This window comes from Dinoroseobacter sp. S375, assembly GCF_049800775.1.
GTDB lineage: Bacteria > Pseudomonadota > Alphaproteobacteria > Rhodobacterales > Rhodobacteraceae > Dinoroseobacter.
In genome coordinates this window covers 557,783-580,410 of the sequence record NZ_JBNAFR010000001.1, presented here as the reverse complement: position 1 = coordinate 580,410, position 22,628 = coordinate 557,783, and the positions used below count along the sequence as shown (strand labels likewise).

22 protein-coding genes are annotated in these 22,628 nt (G+C 64.7%); 16 read left to right on the top strand and 6 right to left on the bottom strand.

Going from position 1 to position 22,628, the window contains the following annotated elements; genetic code table 11:
* The first annotated feature begins 2 nt into the window (after positions 1–2).
* Both ACP150_RS02730 and ACP150_RS02725 read left to right on the top strand, forming a co-directional pair.
* Positions 3–1,667 carry a calcium-binding protein gene (locus tag ACP150_RS02730; protein WP_424965006.1) on the top strand — a complete coding sequence of 555 codons (1,665 nt, stop codon included), beginning with the start codon at positions 3–5 and terminating at the stop codon, positions 1,665–1,667.
* A 250-nt stretch (positions 1,668–1,917) separates the two neighbouring features.
* Positions 1,918–3,555, top strand: coding sequence for a calcium-binding protein (locus ACP150_RS02725; RefSeq protein ID WP_424965005.1), 1,638 nt, complete (start codon positions 1,918–1,920; stop codon positions 3,553–3,555).
* A 207-nt stretch (positions 3,556–3,762) separates the two neighbouring features.
* Here ACP150_RS02725 and ACP150_RS02720 read toward each other — a convergent pair whose 3' ends face one another.
* The 3 genes from ACP150_RS02720 to ACP150_RS02710 form a co-directional block, all read right to left on the bottom strand.
* On the bottom strand, positions 3,763–6,033 hold the full coding sequence (locus ACP150_RS02720) for a hypothetical protein (RefSeq protein ID WP_424965004.1): 2,271 nt from the start codon (positions 6,031–6,033) through the stop codon (positions 3,763–3,765).
* Positions 6,034–6,155: 122 nt separating this feature from the next.
* Complete coding sequence (locus tag ACP150_RS02715; protein ID WP_424965003.1) at positions 6,156–6,896, bottom strand: YebC/PmpR family DNA-binding transcriptional regulator; 741 nt, start codon at positions 6,894–6,896, stop codon at positions 6,156–6,158.
* Positions 6,897–7,038: 142 nt separating this feature from the next.
* Positions 7,039–7,212 (bottom strand): hypothetical protein, encoded by a 174-nt coding sequence (locus tag ACP150_RS02710; RefSeq protein ID WP_424965002.1) that lies wholly within the window; start codon positions 7,210–7,212, stop codon positions 7,039–7,041.
* Positions 7,213–7,474: 262 nt separating this feature from the next.
* On the opposite strand from ACP150_RS02710, the gene ACP150_RS02705 reads away from it, so the two are divergent.
* The 7 genes from ACP150_RS02705 (at position 7,475) to ACP150_RS02675 (ending at position 13,312) form a co-directional block, all read left to right on the top strand.
* Positions 7,475–7,963, top strand: a complete 489-nt coding sequence (locus tag ACP150_RS02705; RefSeq protein ID WP_424965001.1) for a hypothetical protein — start codon at positions 7,475–7,477, stop codon at positions 7,961–7,963.
* A gap of 33 nt (positions 7,964–7,996) precedes the next feature.
* Complete coding sequence (locus tag ACP150_RS02700; RefSeq protein ID WP_424965000.1) at positions 7,997–9,775, top strand: SLC13 family permease; 1,779 nt, start codon at positions 7,997–7,999, stop codon at positions 9,773–9,775.
* Complete coding sequence (locus tag ACP150_RS02695; RefSeq protein WP_424964999.1) at positions 9,772–10,449, top strand: DUF2306 domain-containing protein; 678 nt, start codon at positions 9,772–9,774, stop codon at positions 10,447–10,449. Before ACP150_RS02700 ends, ACP150_RS02695 begins: the two co-directional genes overlap by 4 nt.
* Before the next feature lie 41 nt (positions 10,450–10,490).
* Positions 10,491–11,126 (top strand): LysE/ArgO family amino acid transporter, encoded by a 636-nt coding sequence (locus ACP150_RS02690; protein WP_424964998.1) that lies wholly within the window; start codon positions 10,491–10,493, stop codon positions 11,124–11,126.
* Positions 11,127–11,154: 28 nt separating this feature from the next.
* Positions 11,155–12,021, top strand: coding sequence for an alpha/beta hydrolase family esterase (locus ACP150_RS02685; protein ID WP_424964997.1), 867 nt, complete (start codon positions 11,155–11,157; stop codon positions 12,019–12,021).
* An 85-nt stretch (positions 12,022–12,106) separates the two neighbouring features.
* Positions 12,107–12,982, top strand: coding sequence for a DMT family transporter (locus ACP150_RS02680; protein ID WP_424964996.1), 876 nt, complete (start codon positions 12,107–12,109; stop codon positions 12,980–12,982).
* Between the two features lie 87 nt (positions 12,983–13,069).
* Positions 13,070–13,312, top strand: coding sequence for a YdcH family protein (locus tag ACP150_RS02675; protein WP_424964995.1), 243 nt, complete (start codon positions 13,070–13,072; stop codon positions 13,310–13,312).
* 6 nt (positions 13,313–13,318) lie between these two features.
* On the opposite strand, the gene ACP150_RS02670 is transcribed toward ACP150_RS02675, so the two are convergent.
* Both ACP150_RS02670 and ACP150_RS02665 read right to left on the bottom strand, forming a co-directional pair.
* A complete protein-coding gene (locus ACP150_RS02670) occupies positions 13,319–14,713 on the bottom strand; it encodes a helix-turn-helix domain-containing protein (protein ID WP_424964994.1) in 1,395 nt (464 codons plus the stop codon).
* A 61-nt stretch (positions 14,714–14,774) separates the two neighbouring features.
* On the bottom strand, positions 14,775–16,001 hold the full coding sequence (locus ACP150_RS02665; RefSeq protein WP_424964993.1) for a multidrug effflux MFS transporter: 1,227 nt from the start codon (positions 15,999–16,001) through the stop codon (positions 14,775–14,777).
* 351 nt (positions 16,002–16,352) lie between these two features.
* Between ACP150_RS02665 and ACP150_RS02660 the strand changes: the two genes are divergently transcribed.
* From ACP150_RS02660 to ACP150_RS02630, 7 genes are all read left to right on the top strand, one after another.
* The gene (locus tag ACP150_RS02660; protein WP_424964992.1) at positions 16,353–17,885 is read left to right on the top strand and encodes an acyl-CoA carboxylase subunit beta; all 1,533 of its coding nucleotides are present in this window, start codon (positions 16,353–16,355) and stop codon (positions 17,883–17,885) included.
* A gap of 158 nt (positions 17,886–18,043) precedes the next feature.
* On the top strand, positions 18,044–18,373 hold the full coding sequence (locus tag ACP150_RS02655; RefSeq protein WP_424964991.1) for a hypothetical protein: 330 nt from the start codon (positions 18,044–18,046) through the stop codon (positions 18,371–18,373).
* Complete coding sequence (locus ACP150_RS02650; protein ID WP_424964990.1) at positions 18,366–18,755, top strand: RidA family protein; 390 nt, start codon at positions 18,366–18,368, stop codon at positions 18,753–18,755. Before ACP150_RS02655 ends, ACP150_RS02650 begins: the two co-directional genes overlap by 8 nt.
* On the top strand, positions 18,752–19,132 hold the full coding sequence (locus ACP150_RS02645; protein ID WP_424964989.1) for a DUF6497 family protein: 381 nt from the start codon (positions 18,752–18,754) through the stop codon (positions 19,130–19,132). The genes ACP150_RS02650 and ACP150_RS02645 overlap by 4 nt, the downstream gene beginning before the upstream one ends.
* Positions 19,132–19,506, top strand: a complete 375-nt coding sequence (locus tag ACP150_RS02640) for a hypothetical protein (RefSeq protein WP_424964988.1) — start codon at positions 19,132–19,134, stop codon at positions 19,504–19,506. The genes ACP150_RS02645 and ACP150_RS02640 overlap by 1 nt, the downstream gene beginning before the upstream one ends.
* A gap of 148 nt (positions 19,507–19,654) precedes the next feature.
* Positions 19,655–19,870 carry a hypothetical protein gene (locus ACP150_RS02635; RefSeq protein WP_424964987.1) on the top strand — a complete coding sequence of 72 codons (216 nt, stop codon included), beginning with the start codon at positions 19,655–19,657 and terminating at the stop codon, positions 19,868–19,870.
* Between the two features lie 173 nt (positions 19,871–20,043).
* Positions 20,044–22,089, top strand: coding sequence for an acetyl-CoA carboxylase biotin carboxylase subunit (locus ACP150_RS02630; protein WP_424965419.1), 2,046 nt, complete (start codon positions 20,044–20,046; stop codon positions 22,087–22,089).
* Between the two features lie 73 nt (positions 22,090–22,162).
* Here ACP150_RS02630 and ACP150_RS02625 read toward each other — a convergent pair whose 3' ends face one another.
* Positions 22,163–22,612 carry a DUF4174 domain-containing protein gene (locus tag ACP150_RS02625; RefSeq protein WP_424964986.1) on the bottom strand — a complete coding sequence of 150 codons (450 nt, stop codon included), beginning with the start codon at positions 22,610–22,612 and terminating at the stop codon, positions 22,163–22,165.
* Positions 22,613–22,628: the final 16 nt, after the last annotated feature.

The window sequence follows — 22,628 nt, the reverse complement described above, 5'->3', positions numbered from 1 at the left end:
CAATGCTGCAACTGACACGCTACCTAGAGAATGTCGCGGTCATCGAGAGTGATCTCGCAACCATCCAGACGGCCACCGTGAATGTGGGCGATGCGCTCGACGCGGTGGAAGCCTTTCTCGGTGTGCCGGCGACGATCTCCTCGGCGCTGAACAGTGCGAGCGGGGCTCTGTCGATCCCGACCTCGGTCGTCAACGTGCTCAAGACACTGCCCTTTGGCATCGGTACGGCGGTGAAAGCCTTCGACACGGCGGCCAAGGGGCTCAAGGCCTCGATCACCACGTCCAAGACGACCATGGACCAGATCGATACCAAGCTGAATCCGGTGCGCGACGCGGTCGAGGACGGCAACGAGGCGATCTCTTTGGCCAGCACGACGGTCACGCTTGCGGCCACGGCCTTCATCGTGGCCGAGGATGAGGCCGCGCGGCTTGAAGCGAGCTTTGGCGATCAGCCCTTCTATCCCGCAGGCGGGTCCTTCCGCCTGCCATCGCGCATTGATGGGTTCAACGAGGCGGTGGACGAGTATGTCGCCCTGCGCAACGAGGTTCTGAACGGGATCAGCGAAGTGGCCGCTCTGGCGGAAACTGCCGCCGACGCGCTGGCCGCTGCGATGCCGGATACGAGCGTTGCGACGGGCCTGAAACGCGCACTGGAAAAGGTGTTCGATCCGATCGCCGACCTGCTGAAAGATGTGGAAGACGCGCTCGACGGGGTCTCGGCCTTCGGGATCAGTGCGCTCGATGTTCTAAACGCCATCAGTGATTTCGCAGGCTTTATCGTGGATGCGATCACCGAGCTTGTGAACATTGCGCTTGATGCGATTGGCCTGAGCCTTGGCAGCATTGACGACGCGATCAATGATCTGCTCGCGGATCTCCTGTCGCCGTTCAACCCGATCCAGCAGGCGATCAATGATCTGAATGATGACTTCAACAGCCTGCTTGCGGATCTGACCGACCCCCTGAACGAGGCGGTCGCGGACCTTGCCGAGCTGACCCGCGAGCTGCGCGATGCGGTGGATCTCGGCCTGCTCTTCGAGAACTCGGTCGTGGGCGACGAGAACCCGGTGCGCCCGTTCTTTGGCGACGAGCTCTCGGGCACCGAGGGCGAGGTTGACGGGATCTACGGACTGCGGGGCCGGGATGAGCTCATGGGCGGCGAGGATGATTTCGTCTTCGGCGGCAATGGCGGCGATACGATCATCGCCCAGGGCGCCGTGGTCGAGGCCTATGGCGGCGCGGGCCGCGACCGGATCCGCGTGGATGAGCAGATCGAAAGCGCCTCCTTCCGGGCCGATGGCGGCGAAGGCAATGACATCATGATCGGTGGGGCCCAATCGGACACGTTCTTTGGCAATCTCGGCAATGACATCATGGTCGGCAAGGGCGGCACGGACGTCTTCTACTTCACCGGCGATCTCGGGGATGACCGGGTCTTCGGCGGTGAAGAGATCTATAATGACGCGCATTTCATCGACACCGCGCTTGTGGGCGGCTCTGTCCCGACCCTCGCCGAGCTGGAACAGAACTACGCAACCGTGGGCAATAACAGCATCCGGCTCGATTTCGACAATGGCAGCTCGGTGACCTTCTACGGCGTGACCGACCTTGAACGGCTCTATAACACCTTTATCGCCGATGGCGGCTTCGCCGACCAGGTCGGCTGAGCAGAGCCAAACATCCGGAGAGGCGGGGCAGGGGAGCCCGCCTTCCGGTCCCGCGGCGCGAACCCTTTCGCGCCTGTTGTGCGTCGACACCGTCCCCGCAAATCCTTTGGGAGCGCTTGATTCCAAGGCGCTCTGCGACCCCGGACGTCAATCGGTCCGCCTCGGAGCTTGACAGTCGCCCTGTCACGCCCGCAGGCTTTTCCCAATTTTATTGACCGGGTTTCGGTCGCCATTTTTTAAGGATTTCCCCATGACATCACTTTCCGTGGTCCTCGGTAAGGTCAGAACCATTGATGGCGATCTCGATGATTTCGCCTCCGCCGCTGCCGCCGGGTCCGGCCTCTTCACCGGCCTCAACAGTCTGATCGCCACACCGGCGACGCTTGCCGATGCACTGGACGACGCGCGCGCGGTGCTGAGCCTGCCGAGTACGGCTGTGAACCTGCTGAAATCCGCGCCCTTCGGCATCGGAACGGCCGTCAAGCTCTTCGAGAGCGCGACCTCCTCGGTGCGGACAACCCTCGGAACCTATTCCACAACGATCCGGCGCTTTGACGATGTGCTGGAACCCGTTGCAACCGCGCTTCCGAGCTTCATCTTTGCTTTCAACTCCCTTGGCACCACCGTTGTCGCGGTCAGCGCCGGGTTCCAGGTGGTCACGAAGGATGTCCGACTGCTGGAACAGAGCTTCGGGGATGATCCCACCCTGCAACCCTTTACGGATTTGTCAGAGCAGCTGATCCAGGTTGAGGAGGGCCTAGATGAGTATCTGGCTGTTCGAGACGCGGTTGTTGGGGCGCTTGAGCCGGTGCTGGCCGAGCTTGAGGCCGCAGTGACTGCGGTTCAAGCCCTGTTTCCGCCCTTGAACTTCGTGGAGGATCTGGACGCCACCCTGAACGCGATCTACGCGCCCATCGTCTCGGCCCTGAACGGGCTCATCGATGCGCTCGATTTCGAGATCATCGGGATCAATGTACTGGATGTCATCGGCTTTGTCGCCGATGTGCTCGGCTTTGCGCTGGGGTTGATCGAAGGGGTGGTGACCGATTTCCTCGAGCTGCTGGGGATCGACCTCTTTGGGGCGATTGACGGCCTCCTCTCTGACCTGTTGGCGCCGCTGGCCCCGGTTCTCGACATTGTGGACCAGCTCGAGACCACCTTGGTCGCGGCCGTTGCACCGCTGGGGGCGGTTCTCGACGAGGTGTTCGATACGCTTGGAGAGGCCGCATCCGCGCTCAACACGTTGCGGATCAACAGTCTGAGCGTCTTCGACAACGTGATCGAAGGAGATCAGGGAGAGGGCGGCTTCTTTGCGCGGATCAACAACACGCTGAACGGCACCGAGGGCAGCGACGCGATCTTCGGCCTGCAGGGCTTTGATCGGCTCGGCGGCGGGCCGGGCGACGATTTCATCTTCGGTGGAGACGGGTTTGACATCATCAGCACCGGCAGCGGGCGGGACGAAGCCTGGGGCAATGCGGGCCGGGATGTGCTGATCAATGATAGCGACTCCGGCTCGCTGTTCGGCGGCGAGGGCAAGGACATCCTCATCGGCAAAGCCTCGGATGGCGGGACGACGAACATGTTTGGCGAGGCCGGTGACGACACGCTGATCGGGCAAGGGACCAACAACTACTACTTCTTCAACGGTGAGGATTACGGCGACGACACGGTCATCGGATTTGGCCAGCCGGGCGATCTGATCTTTCTCGAGTTTGTCGAGTTCGCCGCGTATTTCGACGATGACGGCTTCGATGCCGAGGCGTTTGCCGCCGACAACATGTCGGTCGAGGCCCGTGGCACGCGCCTGACGACCGAAGAGGGCTCGGTCCTGTTCCGCAACGTGTTCGACACGGAAACCCTGACCGACAGCTTCATCTTCGGATAGGGCGGGCACATCACGGCGGCGCGCGGGGTGTGGCGCAGGTCGCCACTGACTGTTCCACAGGTGATGGTTTCTCCGCGCTGCGACCGGCTGCGGTTGTTCTGAGGACCTACTCCGCGCGCAACGTTGGCAAGCGCCGCTGAGGTCTTTCAAAACGGCGCAAGCAGGCGCGCGGGATGACCCGCCAAGGCAAAGCGCCATGCGCCGAGATCAATCCGCCGGGCTTATAGGATATTTCGCGGCAATCGTTTCGCACTCGGCGAAGTCGAGCCCGTGCCGCGCGCAAATTTCTTGCGCCTCCCGGTGTCGCCCCTCTGGATCATCCCCAGCGCGTGCGCGCGTGAGCAGGCAAGAGGTCAGCCAACCGGCGGAATTTTTCAGATCTTGGTGGTCAGGCCGCGACGCAAAGATCTCGCTGTGGATCTGATAAGCTTCGCGGAGCAGTGTCTCTGCCGAGGTCACCTGACCAGCCTCCAGCCTTGTTGAACCTGCGTTCCTCGCATCCGTAGCGATGTAGAACGGATTACTCTTGGAAACTCGACGGCTGATAGAGAGTGTTAGCTCAAACGCATCAGCACTTTCCTTGAATCTGCCTTGCATTCTTCGCAAGGTCGCCAGCTTGTTCCACAGTTGGGAGGCTTGTTCCGCACTGCCAATCACTTCGATGATTTCTCGCGCTTGGGTAAGGCTGCGTTCCGCTGCGAGGAGGTCACCACACTTGTCGATCTGATAACGCATTATCTCGAGATCTGCACGCTGACTATACCGCGCTGCGAGATCCGCGCTATGCGGTCTATACTTCTCGTCAAGCCGTACGGCCCTCGATAACTTGTTCTCCGCTTCCTCAAAACTACCGAGCCTGGCCAACATCAGGGCTTCGCTTCCAAGTGCTACAGCGACACCCCTGTCTTCTTCTCCCGAACGCCGTGTCGTTAGCATTGAGCCTCCGCGCGCGCATAGCAGCGCAGCGTCCTTGTCTTCTTGAGACAGCAGGAAAGACCCGCATTGGTTAAGTAAAGCTTGCATGGGTGCCCAATCTGGATGCACCCATGCACCTTTCCAAAGGTCTTCTGCAATGTCCCAAAGAGCGAGTGCGTGAGGGGTAAGGCGACGACAGACTGGCCAGTAATTTGAGTTTTGCGGGCTTTCTCCGCCCGGGTAGCAGGCAGCTAGAAGCGCTGCCGAAGTCTGCGCCATCGGCCAACCATTTTCGACGTTGCCAGCGCGGACCACTGCTGCGGTAAGGCGATGGAGAGAGAAGCTTACTTCGTCGCCCCTTATGAGAGACCTATTTCGAAGTGCGCGCAAGCTTGCCCGAACGCGAGCGGGGTCCTTTACCAGTGCTTGTATCATTTCAGGGATCACGTCTTTGTCGTCCTCCCACCAGTCACCCTGCGGGGCATCCGTAAAAAGTCGCGCCGACACCCCGTCCGGCGCCCACCACGCGGCGACGTCCAGCAGGGCGCGGGCATCCGCGCTAAGTCCGGCGAGGGAAAGTTGCACCGCCGCCGCGATACTGTCCGGGTAGTCGCCATTGGGCAGGTCGGTGGCGAGGATCTCTCCCATCCGTTCGGCCAGCTCGGGAAAACTGGCCCCCTCCCGCGCGAGTGCCCCGGCAATGGTCAGGGCCAGCGGTAGCCCCCCCAGCTCCGCCGCCAGCCCCTGCGCCACTACCCGGGTCTCGGCATCGGCGTCTGCCTGTCCGGCCTCCTGCAGCAACAGGTCCACCGCCGCGCTGTCCGGGGCGTCATAGGCCAGCACATCGAGCGGGATCGTGTCGAACCCGTCAAACCCGCTGCCCGCGCGCGTGGTCAGGATCAGGTGAATCTTGCGGCCCTTGGGCAGGAAGGCGCGCAGATCCGCATAGGTGAAGGTGCCTTCCTCCGCGGTCTTCATCTCGGTGCCGTGGACGTTGTCGAACACAAAGAGCAGGCGCGCGTTGCTGTTCTGGATCTTGTCGAGCACGGCGTGGACATGGGCTGCGCCCACCGGTTCCGGCGCGGGCAGGTCGAAAGCGAGCGTGCCAAAGGTGGCGAGCGCATCGAACACCCCCTCGCGGGTCTGCGCAGGCACCCAGCACCCGCCGTCATAGCTCGGCCCCATCCGCTCGGCATAGTAGCGCGCCAGCGTCGTCTTGCCCCGACCCCCTTCGCCCTTGAGCACCGCCCCCGCCGACGTGATCTGCGCGCCCTTGCCACTGGCGAGGACGGTTCGAAGTTTTTCCAGGTCTGCGTCGCGCCCGATGACCTTTCGATCCGTATGGATTGCGATTGCCGGAAACCGGCTCACTGCCGAGGGATCTGTGCTGTTGGGGGCGGCAAGTGCAGAACTCGGAGTGTTGGACGCCCTTCGAAGTTTGAAGAACAGCCACATCGCCAAAGGCATGGCCACAGACAAAACAACGCCAAGGCCTGCCCACCAAGGCTCCGACAAGAAGGTCTCAAGCCGGGAGACGACTTCGGGAGAAACGGAATCGGTCATGAAACCCGGGAATGGATCAAACTCGCTACACTAGATCATAGGATCCGCGACCTGCCCAGCGGTTTGCCAAGCGAAAAAACCCCAGCCGGGGCTGGGGTTTTGCGGGTCTTGTTCAGGTTTGCTCAGAGCTGCGCCATGACCTCGTCGGAGGCTTCGAAATTGGCGGTGACGTTCTGGATGTCGTCGTCCTCCTCCAGCGCGTCGAGCAGTTTCATCAGCTTCTGCATCCCTTCGAGGTCAAGCTCGGTCGTGGTGGTCGGGCGCCAGACGAGCTTGGTGCTCTGGCTTTCGCCGAGCTCGGCTTCGAGCGCGTTGGACACGTCGTTCAGATCCGTATCAGCGCACCAGATGATATGGCCTTCTTCCTCGCTCTCGACATCCTCGGCACCGGCCTCGATCGCGGCCATCATGACCGTGTCCGCGTCGCCCACATCGCCCGGGTAGCTGACCTGGCCCTTGCGTTCGAACATGAAGCTCACCGAACCGGTCTCGCCCAGGTTGCCGCCATTCTTCGAAAAGGTGGAGCGCACGGTGGAGGCCGTCCGATTGCGGTTGTCGGTCATCGCCTCGACGATGACGGCCACGCCGCCGGGCCCGTAGCCCTCATAGCGGATCTCATCGTAATTCTCGCCCTCGCCGCCGAGGGACTTCTTGATCGCGCGTTCGATCACGTCCTTGGGCACCGATTGGCCCTTGGCCTCTTTCACTGCAAGGCGTAGGCGCGGGTTCTTGTCAGGATCCGGGTCGCCCATCTTGGCGGCCACGGTGATCTCCTTGGACAGTTTCGAGAACAGCTTGGCGCGCAGCTTGTCCTGGCGCCCCTTGCGGTGCTGGATGTTTGCCCATTTTGAATGGCCTGCCATGGCGCGCTCCCCGGATGGTCTCAATCGAAGTTGAGCGCTGGGATAGCGCAAATGGACAGGGATCGGCAATGGGGGCCGGGCGGGTTTTGCCCAAAGGCCGTGTCCCCGAGGAAATCGGGCCAACTGGCCCAGAGGGGGCGGATCAGAACGGCTGGATCCGAAGCGGGCGGCTCGCGCCGCGCCCCAGAACGGGACAGTGGGGGCAGGGCAGGGTGTCATGACCGCAGATGGCCATGGCCAGTTGGTTGCCCGCCGCAAAGGGCCGGGTTGCGGGGACGCGCCTGGCGAAGAGCGGGGTCCGGAATGTGAATCTCACGGATCGTCTCCCCGCGGTGGCGAGACGGGGCAGGGCATCGACCGACGCGCGCAGGACGGCAGCCACCCTTGCGGCCAAGTTCAGAATGCCTGGGGTAGGGCCCGTGAGCGTCGGAATATGGGCAGGATCGCAGGGCAGAGGCACAAATGCTGCCGGTTTGCGCCTTGCCGGTGAACCCAGCTTGATCCCGGACAGGGATGTTGCCCAGGGCCCGGACCCGGCGCTAAGCTGGCGGGACGCGCAACAACCCGGAGCCGCGCCTATGCTTGCCCAGCTTGCTGCCATAGCTGACCTGATCGCCGCGGCGGGTGTCATCGCCTCGCTTCTGTTTCTCGCCTTCGAACTGCGCATTCAGAACCGCGAGACCGGGTTGAGCAATTGGCGGCACTTGCTCGAAAGCCTGACGAATTTCAAGGCGACGACCAATGATCTTGCCATGGCCGATCTGATCGTGCGGGGGAATGCGGATTACACCAGTCTGACACCGGCCGAGAAACTGTCCTATGGCCACTACCTCGAACAGGGGATCCACATCATCGGCAATTTCGAGAAACACAGCGGCACGGTCCCGTCGCAGATGCGGGATCTGCAGCTTGCGGTGCACAACCTCTTTCTCGACCTGCTGTCGCCCCCGGGCGCGCGGCAATGGTGGGCCGAGGCCAAGCCCCGCGGACGGTTCATGCCGAACACGGTGCGCACCATCGACAGGATGCAGGAAGAGGGGCGCCGCCCTCTCGGGCCGCATCTGTGACCCGCCCGGACCCAAAGCTGCCGAGCCTGCGCCATGACCTCTGATCAGATCGTTCTCTTTGCGCTCTTTGGCGCGGTGTTCGGGATGCTTCTTTGGGGGCGCATCCGGTATGACATCGTCGCCTTCTCGGCGCTGCTGATCGGGGTGGTGCTGGGCGTGGTGCCCACGGCGGAGGCGTTTTCCGGCTTTGGCCACCCGGCCACTTTGGTGGTGGCGCTGGTGCTGGTGGTCTCGGCAGGGCTGGTGCGCTCAGGCGCGGTCCTGCTCATCACGCGGACGCTGGTGGATGCTTCGCGCGGGCTGGGGGCGCATATCGCGATGATGGGGGCGGTGGGGGCGGTGCTCTCGGCCTTCATGAACAATGTGGCGGCGCTGGCTCTGTTGATGCCTGTGGATATCGCCACGGCGCGCAAGGCCGGGCGGGCGGTCGGGCTCAGCCTGATGCCGCTGAGCTTTGCGACGATCCTCGGGGGGATGGCCACGCTGATCGGGACGCCCCCCAACATCATCATCGCCGCGATCCGCGAAGAGACCGTGGGCACTCCGTTCCGCATGTTCGACTTCGCGCCCGTGGGCGGGGTGGCGGCGATCGCGGGGATGGCGTTTGTCGCGCTGATCGGCTGGCGGCTCATCCCCCAGCGGGAGGGCGCGGCCAAGCCCGGCGCGGGGCTCGAACAATTCGCCGATTACATCGCCGAGCTGACCGTGCCCGAGAACAGCGCGCTGATCGGTCAGCCTCTGAGCGATCTCTTTGACGAGGCGGAGCGCGCGGATGTGGCGATCCTCGGGGTGATCCGCGACGGCAAGCGGCGCTTTGCGGCGCGCCATCTGCGGATGGCCGCGGGCGATGCGCTGGTGCTGGAGGCTCAGCCCGAACCGCTTGATGAGTTCCGCACAGCTCTCAAGCTCGACTTCTCCGATGCCAAGCGGCTGGACGCGCTGCAGGATGATGGCAGCGGGGTGAGCTTTGTCGAGGCCGTGGTGCCCGACACCGCGCGGATCGCCGGGCGCAGCGCTCAGGCGATTGGCCTGGCCTGGCGGCAGCGCACAGTGCTGATGGGTGTGGCACGGCAGGGGGCACGGATCACCCGGCAAGTGCGCAAGACCGAGATCGCGCCGGGGGATATCCTGCTCTTGCTGGTGCCGTCCGAGGCGAAAGACGAGGTGCTCGACTGGCTCGGTGTGCTGCCGCTTGCGGATCGCGGCGCGCGGGTCACCCAAGGGGCCAAGACCTGGGCCGCAATCGGGCTCTTTGCCGGGGCGGTGGCGGCGGCCGCGCTTGGGTTCGTCTATCTGCCCGTGGCGCTGGGGCTGGTGGCGATGGCCTATGTCCTGCTCAAGATCCTGCCCGTGGCCGAGCTTTATACCCATATCGAATGGCCGGTGGTGGTCCTGCTGGGCTCGATGATCCCGCTCGGAGCCGCCCTTGAAAGCTCCGGTGGCACGCAGCTGCTGGCCGGGGCACTTCTGGGCCTCACCGAGGGGCTGCCGGGCTGGGTTGTCCTCATGGTGCTGATGGTGGTGACCATGACCCTGTCGGATGTGCTCAACAACACGGCCACGACCATTGTCGCCGCCCCGGTGGGGATCGAGATGGCCCGCGTGCTGGGCGCTTCGCCCGATCCGTTCTTGATGGCGGTGGCCGTGGCGGCCTCGGCGGCTTTCCTGACGCCGATCGGGCATAAGAACAACACGCTGATCCTCGGCCCCGGCGGGTACAGCTTTGGCGATTACTGGCGGTTGGGCCTGCCGCTCGAGATCCTGATCGTGGCGGTCTCGGTGCCCATGATCCTGCTGGTCTGGCCCCTGTGACCGCGCCCGCTTGGCTGCGTGGCGGCGCGCTGGGCCTGGTCTGGCTGCTCGCGCTGCCCTTCGCGGTCTATGCCGCGGTCTTCGGCTGGCGCGGCCTGCGCGATGATCTGAGCGCCGAGAGCTACCTCTTCGCCACCGGCGCGCCCGGGGCCGAGACCGCCCTGTCACTGCATATGCTGAGCGGGGCGGGGCTGACGGCGCTGGTCCTGGTGCAGGCCCTGCCTGTCCTGCGCCGGCGCTGGCCGGGCCTGCACCGAAGCTTGGGACGCATCCTTGTGGCCGCTGCGGGGGTGACGGCGCTGGGCGGGCTGATCTTCATTGCGCGCGTGGGCACGATTGGCGGCCCGCTCATGTCCGCAGGCTTCACGCTCTATGGCCTTTTGATGCTCTGGGCCGCGGCTGAGACCTTTCGCTATGCCCGCGCCCGCCGGATCGCGCTGCATCGTGACTGGGCGATCCGGCTCATCCTGCTGGCGCTCGCCTCCTGGATCTACCGGGTCCATTACGGGCTCTGGGCGCTGCTGACCGGGGGCTGGGGGTCTACCCCGGATTTCACCGGGCCCTTTGACAGGATCCAGATGTTTGCCTTCTACCTGCCCTATCTCGCCCTCTTCGAGATCCTGCGCCGCCGCCGTCGCCAGAACCCGCTGGACCCTGCGGGCCGGTCGCGCTAGGCCAAGCCTCCCCGCCTATCCCCGCAAACAGGGCCTTCGCCATGTCCACCCATCTTGCTGCCGCCGGTGCCGGGTTTCTGATCGGTACGCAGTTCATCCTCGCCATCGGCGCGCAGAATGCCTTTGTTCTGCGACAGGGGTTGCGGCGCGAGCATGTCTTCGCGATCTGCCTGACCTGTGCCCTGTCCGATGCGCTTCTGATCGCCCTCGGTGTCAGCAGCTTCGAGGTCATGGCCGAACGCTTCCCCGGCGTGGCCCCGGCCTTTGTCATCGCGGGCTCGGCCTTCCTGATCTGGTACGGGATCAAGCATTTCCGCGATGCCCTGCGCGGGGGTGCCACCCTGTCCCCGGCCGAAGGGACGGCGGGCGGGCTGCGCGCCGCGCTGATCACCTGCCTCGCGCTCACCTGGCTGAACCCCCATGTCTATCTCGATACGGTGATCCTGCTCGGCGCTCTTTCGACCCGCTTTCCCGGCGCAGAGGCCGCCTTTGGCATCGGGGCGGCCTGCGCCAGCGCGCTCTTCTTCTTCGCGCTGGGCTACGGTGCGCGTCTGCTGACGCCGGTCTTTGCCCGGCCCCGATCCTGGCAGATCCTTGATCTCGTGATCGCACTCACCATGTGGGGATTGGCGGCCAAGCTGCTGCTCGGCGGCGCGCAGGTCGCCACGGGCCTCTAGCCCCGACCCCGGATACGGAGACAGCCCCATGGCCCGCAGACGACGCTTCCCCCTGCTCAGAACCTTGCTGAAATCCATGCTCATGGCGCTGCTCAGCGTCGTGACCTTCGGGCTTGCCGGCGCCTCGGCCCGCAATCTCAGCGAGATCGAAAGCCAGGGCCGTGACGCGCTGCTCTACCGGGCCAAGAGCGTGGCGGGACAGCCCGCGCCGCTGGTGATGGTCCTCCATGGCGGGTTCCAGAGCGGCGAGAAGATGTATGACACCCTGCGCCTCGACAAGGCGGCGGAGCGGTTCGGCTTCAACGTGATCTACCCCACCGGCACCCGGCTCAAACTGAACCGCAAGGGTCCGCTGGTCACGCGCAAGGGCGGGATGAATGCCTGGAACGCCGGGCTGAAGGGGCGGGGCATGCTCGACACCACTGCCCGGGATGTAGAGTACCTGTCGGGATTGGTGGACCGGCTGGTCGCCGAAGGCGTCACCGATCCGGCGCGGGTGACCATTGTCGGACATTCCAACGGGGCGATGATGGCCTATAAACTGGTTTGCGAGCGCCCCGATCTGGCCCGGCGGGTGATCGCGATCTCGGGCACGCCGGCCATCCCGGCCTGTACCGCGGATCTGAGCGGGCTGCGGATCCTGCATCTTCATGGCACCGAGGATGACAACCAGCCCGCCAAAGGCGGGGTCGGGTCCAAGGGCGTGTCCCAGCACAATGCCCGCTCCGTCGATGACACCGTCGCGATGATGGAGGCCGCCGGGGCCGAGATCCGCGTGCGGCTCATCAGGGGCGGCGGGCACCGGATCGACGAGCTGAACGCCCCGGCGCGGCGGCAATACAAGGCGAGCGTGGCCGAGATGGTCGCAGGCTTCGCCGCCGGGCAGACCGACTAGGCCCGACCCGCGCCAGCCACCCTTGCGCTGGGGCGCGCTTTCGTGGCACGCCTCGCCCATGGAGACATCGCAACCAAGGCCTCTCATGGGCATCCTGTGGATGGTGGCCACGGGTCTGAGCTTCGTGGCCGTGACCGCGCTGGTCAAATCCATCGGGTCGGACATCCCCGCCGCGCAGGCCGCCTTTCTCCGCTACATTCTCGGTCTCGTCTTCGTGCTGCCGGTGCTGGGCACGCTCTGGCGCACGCGCATCCCGCGTCAGGATCTGGGGATCTTCGCCGCGCGGGGCGTGGTTCACACGGGGGCGGTGATCTGCTGGTTCTTTGCCATGACCCAGATCCCCATCGCCGAGGTGACGGCGATGAACTACTTCTCACCGGTCTATGTGACCATCGGCGCGGCGCTCTTTCTCGGCGAGCGTATGGCCTTTCGCCGGATTGCCGCGATCTGCGTTGCGCTGGTCGGCGCGCTGATCATCCTGCGCCCGGGCTTTCGGGAGCTCTCTCCCGGTCATTTTGCGATGCTGGGCACGGCGCTGGGCTTTGCGATCAGCTACCTTTTGGCCAAGCGGCTGGTGGCGGATGTCTCGCCCAGCGTGGTGGTGGCGGGCCTGTCGATCACCGTGTCCCTCGGCCTTGCACCCTTTGCCCTCGCGGTCTGGGTGACACCGACCCCCGTGCAACTGGCGGTGCTCTTCGGGGTCGCCTGTTTCGCGACGCTCGGGCATTACACCATGACCCTGGCCTTCCAGGCCGCACCCCTGTCGGTGACGCAGCCGGTAACCTTCCTGCAGCTCATCTGGGCCACGGCCCTCGGTGCGCTGGTCTTCGGCGAGGCCGCCGACAGCTATGTCATCCTCGGCGGCGGGCTGATCGTGGCCGCGATCTCCTTTCTGTCCTGGCGCGAGGCGCGGCTGCGCAAAGCCGGGATCACCCCTTCGGTTTCCGACACAAAGACCTGAGAATTCCGCCCGGGTTTGACGGGGATCAAGGTCGGATCGCGCCCGCGCCCTAGGCTGGGTGAGCATAACAGGAAAGGGAGTGGATGGATGTCTCACACGCCGCATGAACTGGCCGAGGAGTTTCCGGACAAGGTGGACCTGATTTCGCAACTGCGCAGCACGGATGCGCATTTTGCCAAGCTCTGTACAGAGTATCACGACGTCAATCGCGCGGTGCACCGGGCCGAGGAGCGGATCGAGGCCGTCTCGCCCGCGGCCGAGGACGAGATGCGCCGCCGCCGGATGCAGCTCAAGGACGAGATCTATGGCATGCTGACCACGGCCGCCTGAGCCGGGTCAGGCCGTATCGATCTGGTAGGGCAAGGTGCCGCGCAGGCTGGGATCGACGCTGATCTTCCGTTCCAGCGGTGGGACGGAGCGCTGGTGGCATTGCCGCCGCTCGCAGATCCGGCAGGAGATCCCGATCGGCTCGAAATCCTGCCCGAGATCCAGCCCATCCGCGTAAACCAGCGCGGGTGCGTGGCGCAGCTCGCAGCCCAGCCCGATGGCATAGCGCCGGGTGGGCGCGCCCCAGCTGCCGCCGGTCTTGGACACGTCGCGTGCGAGACACAGGTAGCGCACCCCGTCCGGGGTCTCGGCCAGTTGCCGCAGGAACCGCCCCGGCGTCTCGAAGGCCTGATGGACGTTCCAGAGCGGGCAGGCCCCGCCATAGCGCGCGAATTGCAACCGCGTGGCCGAGTGGCGTTTCGTGATCGTCCCGGCCTGATCCACCCGCACAAAGAAAAACGGCACACCCTTGGCCCCGGGGCGCTGCAGGGTCGAGAGACGGTGCGCCACCTGTTCGATCGAAGCGCCGAAGCGTTCGGCCAGCCGTTCCAGATCGTGGCGCGTCTCGGCGGCGGCGGCCTGAAACTCCCGGTAGGGCAGCAGGACCGCCCCCGCGAAGTAATTCGCAAGACCCAGCTTGGCGATGGCCCGGGCCTCGTCGGTCTGGAACCGCGCGAGATCGAGCGTTGCCTCCAGCAGTTCGTTCTGCCCGACGAGCCCAAGCTGCACCAGCAACTGGAAGCGTCGCGTGGGGGCTGCGGAGCGGGTCGAAAGGGTCAGCACGCCGGATCGGTCGTTGAACTGCCGCAGCTCGGCAATGTCCTGATACTGCACGGCCAGGCCCTTGCGGCTCAGTAGGCGGCGCGCGCCCGCCTCCAGATCGCCCTCGATCTGGGCCGCGATATGCTCGGCGGCCCGGTCCACCGCGTCGATATAATTGTCGCAATAATGAAAGAAGTCGCGCACCTCTTCCCAAGGGGAGGGCTGCAGGGTCGCGCCCTCGCGCCCCAGCGCCTCGTCCAGCGAGGCGAGCCGCTCATGGGTCTGGCGATAGGTGCGGTGCAGTTCGAGAAACGCGCGGGCCAGCGCAGGCGCATTCGACGCGGCCAGCCGCAGATCCGCCAGGGGCGGGGCCCCCTCTCCAAAGACCGGGTCTGCCAGCGCCTCGCGCATGTCGGTGACAAGCCGTTCCGCCTCGCCGGTGCTGAGCTGAGTGACGTCAAATCCGAACTCCTGCGCCAGCGCCAGCAACACGGTGCTTGAGACCGGCCGGTGGTTGTTCTCCATCTGGTTGAGATAGGGCAGAGAGACGCCGAGCTTCTCGGCGAAAAGCTTCTGGGTCAGGCCAAGCCCCGTGCGGGTCTCGCGCAGCTTGGCACCGGCATAGAGTTTCTGGGTGGCCATGGCCGCTCCATGTGTTTGCTAACACCTGTCTAGTGTTTGCAAACTCCGTGGTCCAGAGGGCTCAGCCCTCGGCCGCGCTGGCCAGCTGGCGGTCGCGGCGCATGACATAGATCACCGAGAGCGTCGAGCCGATGGAGGTGATGACCATCAGGATCTGCAACGGGTAGGGCCCTGTGCCCATCGGCAGGATGACCCCGGCCAGCACGGACATGGCCGCGCCGCCGCCCACCATGATCGCCCCGCCGAGCCCGCTTGCCGTGCCCGCCAGATGGGGCCGCACCGAGAGCGTGCCCGCGATGGCGTTCGGGATGATCATGCCATTGCCGAGCCCCACCGTGGTGACGAGGCCGAAAAAGGTCAGCGGATGGGTCAGCCCGGCCGCGTAGATCAGGATCGACAGGCTCATCCCCACTGTCGTGATCATCGACCCCCAGAAGATCATCCGGTTGATCCCGAAGCTTTGCGAATAGCGCCCGGACAGGAAATTCCCGGTCATGTAGCCGAAGGCGGGGGCACCGAAATAGACACCGAGGGTCGCGGGGCTGAGCCCGAAGACCTCGGAGCCGAGATAGGGCGCGCCGCCCAGAAAGGCGAAGAACACGCCCGAGGCGCAGGCCGATGCCGCCACATAGCCCCAGAAGCGCCGCGCCCGCAGCAGCTCGGGGTATTCGGCAAACTGCGCTTTGAAGCTGGCCGACCGGGTCTTCGCGGTCTCGCCCAGATCGGCCCAGATCAGGGCAAAGAGCCCGACGGCGCAGACAAAGAGCAACCAGAAGCTGGCCCGCCAGCCGAACGCCTCGTCCAACGCGCCGCCCAAGGCCGGGCCGATCATCGGGACCAGCGCCATGCCCATGGTGACATAGCCGATCAGCGAGGCCGCCTCGGCTTGACCCACCATATCGCGCACGATGGCCCGGCTCAGCACCAGCGCCGACGCGATCACCGCTTGGGCCATGCGACAGGCCAGAAACACCTCGATACTGGGGGCGTAGAGCGCCCCGAGCGTGGCCAAGGCGAAGAGCGCGGCCGAGACCAGCAAGACAGGCCGCCGCCCATAACGGTCCGAGAACGGCCCGATCACCAGCTGCAATACCGCCGTTGCCATGAGATAGAGCGACACCGACAGCTGCATCACCGCGTAATCGGTCCCGAAATACGCGGTCATCCCCGGCAGCGACGGCAGGAAGACGTTCATCGTCAAGGCCGCGACGCCAGCCATCAGGACCAGAGTCATGATATGGGGCGGGGTCGTGCGGTTGAGGAACCGGGTCTGAATGGCCGGAGGCATGGGCCACAGCTACGCCTCGAATTCCGCGCTGTCCACTGCATGGATGCAGAGGTCCTGTGCGCGCTCTGCGCGGGCGAATTGTCACGTATTGCGCAAACTGCTCTGGGTTTGAGCAATTATTGCATGGATCCCCAGCCGCTCTTTGCGGAATTTGCGCTTCGCGCGTGCCGGGGGTGTTCTGGTATCTCACTGAGATATATTGTGTAATTCGGGTTTCGAGAGTTCTGAGTTATCAATTTTGCAATTAGCAGTCGATCTATTTCACAAAATTTGCAAATTTTCCGGATTCTGCTTTGCAGCACATTTTACTCCCCCTAGGGTCAGCGCCAAATCGAGACGGAGAATGACCTGATGAAAGATATCCAGCACGAGCTCGACCAGCGCCGCGAAGCCGCGCGCATGGGTGGGGGCGAGAAGCGGATCGCCAGCCAGCACGCCAAAGGCAAACTGACCGCCCGGGAACGGATTGAACTCCTGTTGGACGAGGGCTCCTTTGAAGAGTTCGACATGTTCATCACCCATCGCTGCACCGATTTCGGGATGCAGGACCAGAAACCGGCGGGCGATGGCGTCGTCACCGGCTGGGGCACGGTGAATGGTCGGCAGGTCTACGTCTTCAGCCAGGATTTCACAGTGCTGGGCGGCTCGGTCTCCGCGACCCACGCCAAGAAGATCTGCAAGATCATGGATATGGCCATGGAAACCGGCGCGCCGGTCATCGGCATCAATGATTCCGGCGGCGCGCGGATCCAGGAGGGGGTCGACAGCCTCGCGGGCTATGGCGACGTGTTCCAGCGCAATATCGACGCCTCGGGCGTGGTGCCGCAGATCAGCCTGATCATGGGGCCCTGTGCGGGGGGCGCGGTCTATTCGCCCGCCATGACCGACTTCATCTTCATGGTGAAGGACAGCTCTTACATGTTCGTCACCGGCCCCGATGTGGTGAAGACCGTCACCAATGAGGTGGTCACCGCCGAGGAACTGGGCGGCGCAGGCACCCATACCAAGAAATCCTCCGTGGCCGATGCGGCCTTCGAGAACGACGTGGAGGCACTGGCCGAGGCTCGTCGCCTGATCGATTTCCTGCCGCTGAACAACCGCGAGAAGCCCCCGGTCCGGCCGTTCTTCGACGATCCGGCGCGGGTGGAAGAAAGCCTCGACACGCTGATCCCGGACAACCCGAACCAGCCCTATGACATGAAGGAACTGATCACGAAGATCGCCGATGAGGGCGATTTCTACGAGATCCAGAAGGACTTCGCGGGCAACATCATCACCGGCTTCATCCGGCTCGAAGGTCAGACCGTCGGCGTGGTGGCGAACCAGCCCATGGTGCTGGCGGGTGTGCTCGACATCGACAGCGCTCGCAAGGGCGCGCGCTTCGTGCGCTTCTGCGACTGTTTCGAGATCCCGATCCTGACCCTCGTGGACGTGCCCGGCTTCCTGCCCGGGACCACGCAGGAATACAACGGCGTCATCAAGCATGGCGCGAAGCTGCTCTTTGCCTATGGCGAGGCGACCGTGCCGAAGGTGACGGTGATCACCCGCAAGGCCTATGGCGGCGCATATGTGGTGATGAGCTCCAAGCACCTGAAGGGCGACATCAACTACGCCTGGCCGACCTCCGAGGTGGCGGTGATGGGCGCGAAAGGCGCGACCGAGATCATCCATCGCGCAGATCTTGGCGATCCTGACAAGATCGCGGCGCACACAAAGGAATACGAGGACCGCTTCGCCAACCCGTTTGTGGCGGCCGAGCGCGGCTTCATCGATGAGGTGATCATGCCCCAGTCGACCCGCCGCCGCGTGGCCCGCGCCTTTGCCAGCCTGCGCAACAAGCGCGTGGCCAAGCACTGGAAAAAGCACGACAATATCCCGCTCTGATCCGCCCAGAGCATCACGAGATGGATCGGCACTTACACGACCACGACACCGGGAGGAGCGAGGGGAGCGCCACTGCGGCCTTCGTCGGTGGGGGACGCGTGTCTGATCCCGGGACTGGCGGCTTGGCCCGCCGGTCCCTGAAATCACCGGAGGCGGCCATGGGCTGGCATATCGCAGATCACGAGGGCGTTCTGACCCTGTCCCGGCAGCCCGGGGCACGGATGGATTTCGCCGTCGAGCAGCGCTTGCCCACGGTCCGCTCGCGCCGGCGTCTGGCCCATCAGATCCGACAGGACATGTGGCGGGCCCTGCGTGCGCTGCGGGGGTTTTCGCCGGTCGTGCGGGTCCATCCGGATCCGGCCGGGATCCGTGTCGAGGCGGGCGGGCAGGTTGCTGCGCGCCCCTTTCCCAAAGCCCGCTGCGAAGCGATCCTCCGCGATTTGCTGAGCGATCCGCAGCACCAAGCCAGATGGATGCGTCATGCCTGAGTACCACATGATCGATGCCGCCCCGACCCCGGTCGGTCCGTTCTGTCACGCCACCGAAAGCGATGGCTGGGTCTTCCTGACCGGCCAGATGCCGACCTTTCCAGACGCGCCTGACGCGCCGCTCCCCGAGGGGATCACCGCGCAGGCGCATCGGGTGATGGACAACCTCGTTCTGGTGCTCGAGGGGCTGGGCCTGTCCTTGGCGGATGTTGCGCAATGCCGCTGTTATCTTACGGAATTCGAACGGGATTTCGATGCGTTCAACGCGGTCTACAAGACGTATTTCGCCGATGGCGTTCGCCCGGCACGCACCACGATCGGGGTGACCGCCCTCGCCGTGGGCGCGCTGGTCGAGGTGGATATGGTGGCGCGTCGGCCATGATCGCCGCACCCTCTCTCATGCCGCGCCCTGCGGGCCGGCCCCCGGTGGTTCCCGCCATGGTGGTGGAGGATCTGCCCTCGGGCCTGCGCCCTGTCGCGCTGCCGCCGCTGGTCGAGGATCAGGGCGGGGCGCCGGTGCTCGTGCTGCGCTATGTGGCGCCCGAGATTGCCCGCGCCCGCGGCCTTTATGATTTCACGGCGCTGGAGCAGGACTTTCAGGTCCTCTGCACCCGCGACGCCCCGGCGGATGGCCCCGAACAGGTGGTCGTCATCCTGATGGAACGGGCGGTGCCGCGCGGACAGGCCGCGCCGGGCGTGACCCAGTATTTCGAAAGCCTGCGCCGCACCCCGGATGGCTGCGAATGGGAGGGGCTCTGATGCCGCGCCCTGAAATGACCAAACATCGCGGCTTTCCGGGCCGTTTGCCCGGCACGGATTACCAATTCGTGCTGCGCCGCTCTCACAAGGACGGGGCGACCAAGCTGGTGGCACGTGAACGCTTTGCCGACCGTCGCCCCGCGGATCGCCGCGCCGATGAAGGCTTCATGGCCGCGCTCTGGGCGCATTTCGGCGATGCGCCCTTCGAGCGGGGCAATCTCGATGCCGGGCGGCTGAGTTGGCTCTTCGGGCGCGAGGTGGTGCCCGCCGAGGATCCGTTTGACCCAGAGGATTACCAGGCCCTGCTGCGCATCAACGAGACACTGGCCCGCCAGAATTTCCCGGGTGCCTTCACGGGGGAGGACGGGTTTTGAGCCGCGATCGGATCATTCCCGCCGATTTCGGTGCATCGGATCAGCAAGGCTTTGCTGATCGCGGTCCCCTGCGCGTAATGCGGCTCGCAAATCCCGGCGCTGATGACCAGATTCAGCCTCATAACAACACGTTCAGAGGCACACCATCATGGTCCATTTCACATCCCCGTCGAAACTCCTGCTTGCGGGCGCAGCCCTCGTTGCGCTGGGCGCTTGCAACCTGTCCGCAGATGAAGAACGCGCCCTCACTGGGGCTGCCATCGGCGCGGGCGGGGCGGTCATTCTCGACGGCGACCCGCTGGTCGGCGCTGCCGCCGGTGCGGCAGCCGGTGCGCTTTGCGACGACGCGGGCGTCTGCAAGTAAGGCAGGCGCAACCCAAAATCTGAATGCGAACCGGACCGCCCCTGAGGCGGCTTCGGCTCATCCCATCCCGGCCACCGTTGCAGCCCGCAGCGGTGGCCTTTGCTTTGCCCGGCCCGCAGCGGTGCCGGCCCTCCGCCACCGTGCGGCGTGACGATAAGAAGAAGGAAGAGGCCATGTTCAAGAAGATCCTGATTGCCAACCGCGGGGAGATCGCCTGCCGGGTCATCAAGACCGCGCGCAAGATGGGCATCCAGACGGTTGCGATCTATTCCGATGCGGACCGCAATGCTTTGCATGTGAAAATGGCCGATGAGGCGGTGCATATCGGCCCTCCGCCGGCCAACCAGTCTTACATCGTGATCGACAAGGTGCTCGACGCCATCCGTCAGACCGGGGCCGAGGCCGTGCATCCGGGCTATGGCTTCCTGTCCGAGAACAAGCTCTTTGCCGAGGCGCTGGCCAAGGAAGGCGTCGCCTTTATCGGGCCGCCCGCAGGGGCCATCGAGTCCATGGGCGACAAGATCACCTCGAAGAAGATCGCGCAGGAGGCCAACGTGTCCACGGTGCCCGGATATATGGGCCTGATCGAGGATGCGGACGAAGCAGTAAAGATCTCGAACGAAATCGGCTACCCGGTGATGATCAAGGCCTCCGCCGGGGGCGGCGGCAAGGGCATGCGGATTGCATGGTCCGATGACGAGGCGCGCGAGGGCTTCCAGAGCTCCAAGAACGAGGCCGCGAATTCGTTCGGCGATGACCGGATCTTCATCGAGAAATTCGTCACCCAGCCGCGCCATATCGAGATCCAGGTGCTGGCTGACAGCCATGGCAACTGCATCTATCTGGGCGAGCGCGAATGCTCGATCCAGCGCCGGAACCAGAAGGTGGTCGAAGAGGCGCCGAGCCCCTTCCTCGACGAAGCGACCCGCAAGGCCATGGGTGAGCAGTCCTGTGCGCTCGCCAAGGCCGTGGGCTATGCCAGTGCCGGGACCGTGGAGTTCATCGTCGACGGGGAGCGGAACTTCTACTTCCTTGAGATGAACACCCGTCTGCAGGTGGAACACCCGGTGACCGAGCTGATCACTGGTGTCGACCTTGTGGAGCAGATGATCCGCGTGGCTTACGGCGAAAAGCTCGCCATGACCCAGGATGATGTGACCCTGACCGGCTGGGCCATCGAGAACCGGCTTTATGCCGAGGATCCCTATCGCGGCTTCCTGCCCTCCATCGGGCGTCTGACCCGCTATCGTCCGCCGGTCGAGGTGGCCGCCGGACCGCTTGAGACCAATGGCAAGTGGCATGGCGATGCGGCCAGCGGGGCCACGGCTGTGCGCAACGATACCGGCGTCTATGAGGGCGGCGAGATCTCGATGTATTACGACCCGATGATCGCCAAGCTCTGCACTTGGGGCCCGGATCGTCCGGCTGCGATCGAGGCGATGCGCAACGCGCTCGACGGGTTCGAGGTCGAGGGGATCGGCCACAACCTGCCCTTCGTCGCAGCGGTCATGGACCACGAGATCTTCATCAAGGGCGACATGACCACCGCCTTCATCGAAGAGCAGTATCCCGAAGGGTTCGAGGGTGTGACCCTCTCCGACGCGGATCTGACGCGGATCTCCGCGGCGGCGGCGGCCATGTACCGGGTCGCCGAAATCCGGCGCACCCGTATCTCGGGGACCATGGACAACCATGAGCGTCTGGTGGGCACGGAGTGGGTCGTATCGGCCCAGGGCAGCCAGCAGGCGGTCTCGATTGCGGCGGATGCCGAGGGCTCGACCGTCACCTTCGCCGATGGCACCAGCCACCGGGTCGCCAGCGACTGGACCCCGGGCGACAGCATCGCCGAGCTCGAGATCGACGGTGCGCCCATGGTGGTCAAGATCGACAAGATCACCAGCGGCTTCCGCATGCGGTTCCGGGGCGCGGACATCAAGGTCACGGTGCGCACGCCGCGCCAGGCCGAGCTGGCCGACCTGATGCCCGAGAAGCTCCCGCCCGACACCTCCAAGATGCTGCTCTGCCCGATGCCGGGTCTTGTGGTGAAGATCGATGTGGCCGTGGGCGACACGGTGCAGGAGGGTCAGGCCCTCTGCACGGTCGAGGCGATGAAGATGGAGAACATCCTGCGCGCCGAGAAAACCACGACCGTGACCAAGATCAACGCAGGCCCCGGCGACAGCCTGGCCGTTGACGATGTGATCATGGAATTCGAATGAGGCTCAGCCCCCGCCATACCGCCGCCTGCGCCCCTGTTTCAGGGGCGTCTCGCGGCTGCGCGGGGGCGGGATCCTATCCGCCTGCGGCTTTCTTGAGCCGGATCTCATCCTGCCGGAGCGGCATCTTGTCGATCTGGCGGGTGATCTCGCGCACGCTCCAGGGCGAGGGCTTGCGCAGCTTCACTCCGCCATCCTTGCCGACCAGCGCCATCATGTACCCGCGCGGGCGCAGGGTCTGGCGCAGCTCGGACCGCGCGGAGGGGTCTGTATCGACAATCACCACCACATCGCGCTCGGCGAGATCCTTGGGGCGCGCCGCCAGCAGGGTCATCTGCTCGATGAAGCGCGGGTCCGCGGGCGTGTCCGCGAAAACCACGATGGGCCGTGCGACCCAGAGAAAATCGTTCAAATTGATTTCATCGGCTTGCAGCGGGGCCAGTGTCTCGGCCGCGTCATCATTGGCAGCCACACCGCCGGTTGAGGCGATTAGTCCAGCAAATACAAGGGGTATCAGTCGTTTCATGGTCCCTCCGGTTGGC

What these genes read in the sequence shown, in the direction of transcription:
- ACP150_RS02730 (WP_424965006.1), top strand. Translation starts at nt 3, where the DNA reads ATGCTGCAACTGACACGCTACCTAGAGAATGTCGCGGTCATCGAGAGT.
- ACP150_RS02640 (WP_424964988.1), top strand. Translation starts at nt 19,132, where the DNA reads ATGCCGCGCCCTGAAATGACCAAACATCGCGGCTTTCCGGGCCGTTTG.
- ACP150_RS02630 (WP_424965419.1), top strand. Translation starts at nt 20,044, where the DNA reads ATGTTCAAGAAGATCCTGATTGCCAACCGCGGGGAGATCGCCTGCCGG.
- ACP150_RS02680 (WP_424964996.1), top strand. Translation starts at nt 12,107, where the DNA reads ATGGGCATCCTGTGGATGGTGGCCACGGGTCTGAGCTTCGTGGCCGTG.
- ACP150_RS02705 (WP_424965001.1), top strand. Translation starts at nt 7,475, where the DNA reads ATGCTTGCCCAGCTTGCTGCCATAGCTGACCTGATCGCCGCGGCGGGT.
- ACP150_RS02715 (WP_424965003.1), bottom strand. Translation starts at nt 6,896, where the DNA reads ATGGCAGGCCATTCAAAATGGGCAAACATCCAGCACCGCAAGGGGCGC.
- ACP150_RS02635 (WP_424964987.1), top strand. Translation starts at nt 19,655, where the DNA reads ATGGTCCATTTCACATCCCCGTCGAAACTCCTGCTTGCGGGCGCAGCC.
- ACP150_RS02660 (WP_424964992.1), top strand. Translation starts at nt 16,353, where the DNA reads ATGAAAGATATCCAGCACGAGCTCGACCAGCGCCGCGAAGCCGCGCGC.
- ACP150_RS02650 (WP_424964990.1), top strand. Translation starts at nt 18,366, where the DNA reads ATGCCTGAGTACCACATGATCGATGCCGCCCCGACCCCGGTCGGTCCG.
- ACP150_RS02690 (WP_424964998.1), top strand. Translation starts at nt 10,491, where the DNA reads ATGTCCACCCATCTTGCTGCCGCCGGTGCCGGGTTTCTGATCGGTACG.
- ACP150_RS02670 (WP_424964994.1), bottom strand. Translation starts at nt 14,713, where the DNA reads ATGGCCACCCAGAAACTCTATGCCGGTGCCAAGCTGCGCGAGACCCGC.
- ACP150_RS02725 (WP_424965005.1), top strand. Translation starts at nt 1,918, where the DNA reads ATGACATCACTTTCCGTGGTCCTCGGTAAGGTCAGAACCATTGATGGC.
- ACP150_RS02675 (WP_424964995.1), top strand. Translation starts at nt 13,070, where the DNA reads ATGTCTCACACGCCGCATGAACTGGCCGAGGAGTTTCCGGACAAGGTG.
- ACP150_RS02645 (WP_424964989.1), top strand. Translation starts at nt 18,752, where the DNA reads ATGATCGCCGCACCCTCTCTCATGCCGCGCCCTGCGGGCCGGCCCCCG.
- ACP150_RS02685 (WP_424964997.1), top strand. Translation starts at nt 11,155, where the DNA reads ATGGCCCGCAGACGACGCTTCCCCCTGCTCAGAACCTTGCTGAAATCC.
- ACP150_RS02625 (WP_424964986.1), bottom strand. Translation starts at nt 22,612, where the DNA reads ATGAAACGACTGATACCCCTTGTATTTGCTGGACTAATCGCCTCAACC.
- ACP150_RS02665 (WP_424964993.1), bottom strand. Translation starts at nt 16,001, where the DNA reads ATGCCTCCGGCCATTCAGACCCGGTTCCTCAACCGCACGACCCCGCCC.
- ACP150_RS02700 (WP_424965000.1), top strand. Translation starts at nt 7,997, where the DNA reads ATGACCTCTGATCAGATCGTTCTCTTTGCGCTCTTTGGCGCGGTGTTC.
- ACP150_RS02655 (WP_424964991.1), top strand. Translation starts at nt 18,044, where the DNA reads ATGGGCTGGCATATCGCAGATCACGAGGGCGTTCTGACCCTGTCCCGG.
- ACP150_RS02720 (WP_424965004.1), bottom strand. Translation starts at nt 6,033, where the DNA reads ATGACCGATTCCGTTTCTCCCGAAGTCGTCTCCCGGCTTGAGACCTTC.